Below are 6036 nucleotides of genomic sequence, written 5' to 3'. Positions count from 1 at the left end.
GCCGTTCGGTGGTGCCACCACCACTACTAAACCGTTGTATCCTTTTTCCAAGAGGGATGTAATCCTGCGAATGAGCGAGTAAACGTGAGAAAATCCCTTAATACCGAGGGAAGTAACGGGCAGCATAGCACGGTGGCTAAAAAGCGAGCAGTATCGGACGCGAATTTGGTGCTGTAGGTTTGTCTGCATATCTTGAGTTAAAAGGGATCAATCTATAATATCTTTGCCATTTAGAGGAGGAAAAATAAAATGACACAAATCAAAGCTAATGAACCAATTTTGACTTTTATTAACGTCTTCAAAGTTGAACCAGAAAATCAGGAACGTGTCGTGGAACTGTTGACTCAGGTAACAGAAAGTTCAGTTAAATTTACACCCGGTTTTATTTCTTGTGCATTACACAAAAGCACAGATGGAACAAAAGTAACGATGTACGCTCAATGGCAAAGCTTGGAGCTTTATCAAGCGATGCGCGACGATCCAAGACCGTTACCTTTTTTTAAAGAAGCACTCACAATGGCAACATTCGAATCTGGCATGTACGAGGTTGTAAAAACGTTCGATTACACAAAAGAATAAATATCTTACCTGTATAGATTGATTTAGAACGAATTTCAGATGAGCAAGCTGATCACTGGGGTACTTCATGGATGAGCCGTTAAACGGACAAGGATTGACCACGGAGGCTGTTCGTTTGACACTACATTCGCTTCTTGAGATGGAGGGTTACATAGGGTACAAGCAGGGGTTATTTGAGAACATCATAATTTATGCAGCATCACACAATTGGAAAGCATAACCGATCTTTAAGCTAACTGGGAACGATAGTTAAATCACAACACTACAACAGCCGGCAACCGTTCCCTGCTTCATTATATAATTAATGGTTAAATATTAGATTGACAGGAATTATTTGGGATTATATACTGGCATAACAATTCAAAATTAAATATTTCAAAACGCAATGATTGGGATTATTAAGGAATACCTATTGCCCAGAGAACTGTCGGCCGGTGCGAGACAGTGTAAAGGTTCCCCAACTCACCCATAAGCGGTAAGACTGAAGTCAGTAAGTCTTAACGGGTAACCTCCGTAATCCGGTCCTAAGGATTTGTGATGAATTTTGTTATAAATCAAGAAGAGTGGTACCGCGAAGGTAATACCTATCGCCTCTTTGAGGCGATGGGTTTTTTGTATTTAAAAAAGGGAGGAAGTAAGTATGAAGAATGTTATTGATTATTATTCAAGTTTTGATGAGTGGGGAAGGTTAGATAGGGAGCCACTAGAATTCACTATTAATTGGCATTATATAAAGAAATACCTGCCGAATTCTGGTTCAATCTTAGATAATGGTGCTGGACCAGGAAAATACTCGTTTGAATTAGCAAAACAAGGATATAACGTGACCCTCTCTGATATCACACCTAAATTAGTCGAGATGGCAAAAGAAAAGGCAAACGAGCTGGGATTAACTGAGAAATTTAGCGGATTCCATTTGTTGAACGCTACTAATTTGCAGGGAATATCAAATGAAAATTTCGATGCTTCTCTTATGTTAGGCCCCTTATATCATTTGCAGAACGAAAATGATCGAATAGCTGCAGTTAGGGAATTGCATCGTGTAACCAAAAATAACGGTATTGTTTTTGTAGCTTTCCAAAGTCGAATGAGGATGTTACTTACTTCCTTGCTCTTCCCAACATTTTGGAAACCAAATGATAATATAGGTTCCATTAATAAATTCTTAGAAGAAGGAATTTTTAATCACACTGATCGAGGTCGTTTCACAGGTGCATATTATTACAGTATTGAAGACATCAAACCATTTATGGAGAGCCACGGGTTCGAAACGATTGACTTAATTGGTTCTTCTAATCTCGGTGCATTAATAAATAACGAACAGAAACAATATTGGACCGATCAAGGTGAAAAGGAAAAGTTAATTGAACTACTTATAAGAATTGCCGGGGATCCATCAGTGTTAGGGGTATCATCTCATTTGCTCTACATAGGGAAAAGAAGTTAAATGCATAAGTTAGTTTCTTGAAGAAACGGGGAATCCATAGTTCAATCTAATATGAAGGCAGCCAGCACATGATCGGCTGGCTTTGTCTGTTAAAGTAACATGCAAGAATACACACTTCTACTACGCATTAAATTTGTATACATGTTGTAACAGTCAGTAGGAGTTTGATGGGTACCAGTCTAATAGTACGTGAATATGACCCTAGTTGGGTTCAATTGTTTGAACAGTTACGAGGCTTTGTACTTCCTGTTTTAAGCGATTTTGTAGTCACAATAGAACACGTTGGCAGTACATCAGTTCCAGGACTGGCAGCGAAGCCGATTGTTGATATCGACGTGGTAGTGTCTACGCAATCGGATGTCCTTATGGCTATTCAAAGGCTAGCTACCATTGGCTACGTTCATGAAGGAGACTTAGGAACTGCTGGACGAGAGGCTTTTATTCCACCTGCCAATGTAACTTGGCATCACCTATACGTCTGCACCATGGACAACGCCGAGTATAAGCGCCATGTCCTCTTTCGAGACTATTTAAGAAGTCATCCAGAAGATGCAAAACAATATGGTGACTTAAAGTTGGAACTTGCACAACGATTCCAGAATGGCCGTTTTGCTTACACTAATGCCAAAGGCGACTTTGTAAGAGAGGTGCTACAACGAGCTGGTTGGAAATAATATTAGTTCATCCTGAGTTATTACGGATACTATAGTTGAATGACGAAGCTGTCGGCAGATTGGCAGCTTCATTACGTTAACTGGCAGAATAGTGCAGTTTCTAATTGGTACTAAACACTGGAGGGTTGAATGATGGCGTACAACGTAGAGGTTATTTTAGAGGAAAACCTTGATTTTTCCACTTTTTTAAACAAGATGATGAAAGAATTCAATAATGAACATTCCTTTCATCATCTTGAGAAAAGAAAAGAAAAGAAGGGTCTGTTCAACCAATCAACATTATGGTATTAGATGACAATCATAACTGGGTTGGCGGTATAACGGCACAGGTATGCTGGAACTGGCTTGAAATTGACTATTTTTGGGTTCATGAAGACTATCGTGGTGAGGGATTAGGTTCTAAATTACTTGAAAATGCAGAAGTAATTGCAAAACAGATAGGTGCAGTACAAGCGAAATTAACGACTTTTGATTTTCAAGCTCGTTCATTCTATGAATTAAAAGGTTACCAAGTTGTTGGGGAGATTAAAGATTATCCGCCAGGCAGTTCGTTTTACACGATGGTGAAGGTGTTCTAAGAAAATCGATTAAGCTCCCATGAAAATTAAATCGGGAGTATCAGAAAAAGGACGCACTAAATAAGACGCAGTTCATTCATTTTTTGAAAGCGTCTGAAGGTGGGGGGAGATAGAACATCCGACACCGAGATAGGGGCATTCAGAGATATGCTGTCACACGGCAGGACATATGTATAAAATACGGGTTTTGTGAACATGTATTACTTAGTTCATCTACATCGCGCCTACTTCCTTCCGGACGAAATACATGGAAAAACGTAGACATTCCTCTCCTCCCTACCTTTATAAAACAAAAAAATAATGGACATACCGTTTCTAGATAACGGATGTCCATTATTGGTGTGTGACACTAAATGAAAATACAATAAAACCGCGGGTCGGTAATGGCACAAACAGGAATTACAATTCGGATTGGCATAAGTTCAACTAAAATTCTTACCGCATCATTAAAGCTAAACATAACCATCGTCGAGCGAACTGATGTAAGTACTCTTCACCGCCTTGAGGCAGTTTATATCTTTCTTTATAGGGCGTCCAATAGGCATAGTTGTTTCCTAATTGGGGAAGCAGAAGGAGTAAATGCGGTTCATATGCAGGTTGCCGATTCTTCATGTTTATTAAGCTACCGTTCCCCGTTAGCTATCTCTCCATAATTTTTCTACTTCGGATTGACCTATATTGATCCCCAAAAAAGAAGAGTCCAAGAATATTTCTTGATTATTTTGAAGTATTATTTTCATTGCATCACATAATATTTCGCTAAGATTATTTACTTGTAAGTTATAAAACTCGATTGCTGCAACTTTATTATCTATTGAAGGATTATTCAATATTATATTGCTTATTCTTGATTTTGCTGGGATAACATCTTCCAGATCAATTAGTAATTGGAGCTGTAAATTCAGTGACCCCTACATTATCTGTATCTACGAAACCAGTTAAATAAATTTCATCTATACAGCTGTATTTTATTATATCGAGAATTTCTTTCAAGACATAACCTCCATTTGGAATCACTCCTGAAGATTTTAACTGATCACAATAAGATACCCATGATCAGTTTCCTTATTTTTAACTAACGTTCTTACTATAGTTGAATAAAGGCCTGGCTATTTTTGTTCCATTCTTCTGCCAAAATTCCATAAATAATGTGGTCTACATAGTGGTCATATAACCATTCTGCTCGCCTAATGCATCCTTCATTTACAAATTTTAATCTTTCGGGAATACTCCTACTTTTCTTATTCCCTACTGCAGCCCTAATTTCAACTTTATTTAGGTTTAACTCACTAATTGCATAATCGGTTAATGCACTAGCCACCCTGGTCATAATTCCATTCCCTTGAAATTCTTCTCCAAGCCAATAACCTATATATGCAGTTTTGTTTGACCAATTTATACTATTGTAGCCTGCAACTCCAACAATTTTCCCTTTAAATAATATAACTGTATTCAAGCTCTTATTTTCAGCGAAACCTTTTAGACATATTTTGATAAACTCTATTGTATCTTCAAGTTGTATTGTAGCATCAAGCCAAGGAAGCCATTCTCTTAGATAACCTCTTGAATTATTTGTTAATTCATATATCCTCTCTCCATCCCTTAATTCTATTAGTTTTAAAGATAAGTCCTCATCAATCTTATGTATAAACATTGTCTCCTCCTCCAAATCGTTTATTTATATTTTATTACAACTTTTTTGAGCTAATCTTCCGTTATATCAATGGAACAAAGAGCAACACCGAAGGTTCTTCTCCCAGTTATGGTTCAACTATCGTTCTCCGTTAGTTCAATCATATTTCTCATATTCAGGTCCACGATATACTATTTCTTATTACTTTGAAAGTCGGGATAAAACCAATTTAAATCAAAAAAGAATTTTTCTAATTTTCTAAATCCATCACATCCATCATACACTCTATTCCATTGTCGTTTCGCATCATAAGTATCAATGTATCTAAATTCTACAGTCCGCGAGTAGTGCTTGTATTATTCTCACCGCGGGTACTTTCCCTTTGTTTTTTATCATTGGTGGCTTCTGTATTATCATTAGCTCGTTGGCGGTCACCTGATATCAGTGAGCCACTTGTAATAATAGTAGCGATTATTAGAATTAAACCAATCCAGCCCGATATTCGTTGACATAAACCACTGTTTAGAAAAAATGACAAAACAAAAATAATTAATGTAACAAAGAGTCCACTTATAAGAGATATTTTAGCTGATATCAAGTTTAAACGCCTTCCCTAAGCCTTTTCCCTTATATTACCACATATTGGAACTAAACTGCCCTTTCGTTGAATAGCAAAAAAGAGACCCACAGCAACGGGCTGAGGGTCTAAGGTTTATATTTAAAAGGGGTCGAGTTTTATTATAGGCTTAATTCATTAATATCACATGAATGTAAGATTTCAATTACGTTACACTAACTTAACTCTCGTTCCTAGTTTCTTCAATGAATCTCAAGCATTGTTTCCTAATTTTTCTCTAATATAACAAGTGAATAAACTGTTGCACCCATCTCACCGCCTGACATAGCACTCTGAGATACAACCTTCCATCCCTCTTCTAAAAGCTGATTTAAATCACTTAAGTTATTCTTTTTATCGTTATAATATTGAACTACAATTGCCTTTTGCATGAAACACCTCCAGAAAACCATTTTATCATACATATTATTCCATTAAACTCCCTGCTAGTTTAGCAAGTTAAACTCAGTCTAATGCAAGTTGGTAATCGGACAATGTTCTTGTTACGA

The 6036-nt window shown here is 37.1% G+C and carries 8 protein-coding genes and 1 other annotated feature; of the genes, 4 read left to right on the top strand and 4 right to left on the bottom strand.

Annotation, left to right across the window (positions count from 1 at the left end):
• Positions 1-189: hypothetical protein (locus RQP52_RS06970; RefSeq protein ID WP_315950323.1), on the bottom strand; the 189-nt coding region annotated here is incomplete at its 3' end.
• Between the two features lie 60 nt (positions 190-249).
• Between RQP52_RS06970 and RQP52_RS06965 the strand changes: the two genes are divergently transcribed.
• The 4 genes from RQP52_RS06965 (at position 250) to RQP52_RS06950 (ending at position 3278) form a co-directional block, all read left to right on the top strand.
• Complete coding sequence (locus tag RQP52_RS06965) at positions 250-579, top strand: putative quinol monooxygenase (RefSeq protein WP_315950321.1); 330 nt, start codon at positions 250-252, stop codon at positions 577-579.
• 376 nt (positions 580-955) lie between these two features.
• Positions 956-1177 (top strand) — a binding site (T-box leader).
• 42 nt (positions 1178-1219) lie between these two features.
• Entirely contained in the window at positions 1220-2026 is an 807-nt protein-coding gene (locus RQP52_RS06960; RefSeq protein ID WP_315950319.1) for a class I SAM-dependent methyltransferase, read from the top strand.
• Between the two features lie 167 nt (positions 2027-2193).
• Complete coding sequence (locus RQP52_RS06955; RefSeq protein WP_315950317.1) at positions 2194-2700, top strand: GrpB family protein; 507 nt, start codon at positions 2194-2196, stop codon at positions 2698-2700.
• Positions 2701-2981: 281 nt separating this feature from the next.
• A complete protein-coding gene (locus tag RQP52_RS06950) occupies positions 2982-3278 on the top strand; it encodes a GNAT family N-acetyltransferase (protein ID WP_315950315.1) in 297 nt (98 codons plus the stop codon).
• A gap of 1087 nt (positions 3279-4365) precedes the next feature.
• Here the strand turns inward: RQP52_RS06950 and RQP52_RS06945 are convergent.
• The 3 genes from RQP52_RS06945 to RQP52_RS06935 all read right to left on the bottom strand — a co-directional run bounded on the left by RQP52_RS06945 (position 4366) and on the right by RQP52_RS06935 (position 5919).
• A complete protein-coding gene (locus tag RQP52_RS06945; protein ID WP_315950314.1) occupies positions 4366-4932 on the bottom strand; it encodes a GNAT family N-acetyltransferase in 567 nt (188 codons plus the stop codon).
• A 310-nt stretch (positions 4933-5242) separates the two neighbouring features.
• The gene (locus tag RQP52_RS06940; protein ID WP_315950313.1) at positions 5243-5509 is read right to left on the bottom strand and encodes a DUF5316 family protein; all 267 of its coding nucleotides are present in this window, start codon (positions 5507-5509) and stop codon (positions 5243-5245) included.
• Positions 5510-5754: 245 nt separating this feature from the next.
• Entirely contained in the window at positions 5755-5919 is a 165-nt protein-coding gene (locus RQP52_RS06935) for a hypothetical protein (protein ID WP_315950311.1), read from the bottom strand.
• Positions 5920-6036: the final 117 nt, after the last annotated feature.

Origin of the sequence: Paenibacillus violae, from assembly GCF_032461945.1 — a bacterium.
Classification (GTDB): Bacteria; Bacillota; Bacilli; order Paenibacillales; family NBRC-103111; genus Paenibacillus_E; species Paenibacillus_E violae.
Note: the sequence above shows the minus strand (reverse complement) of the source record. Positions and strands in the feature narration are given on the sequence as shown.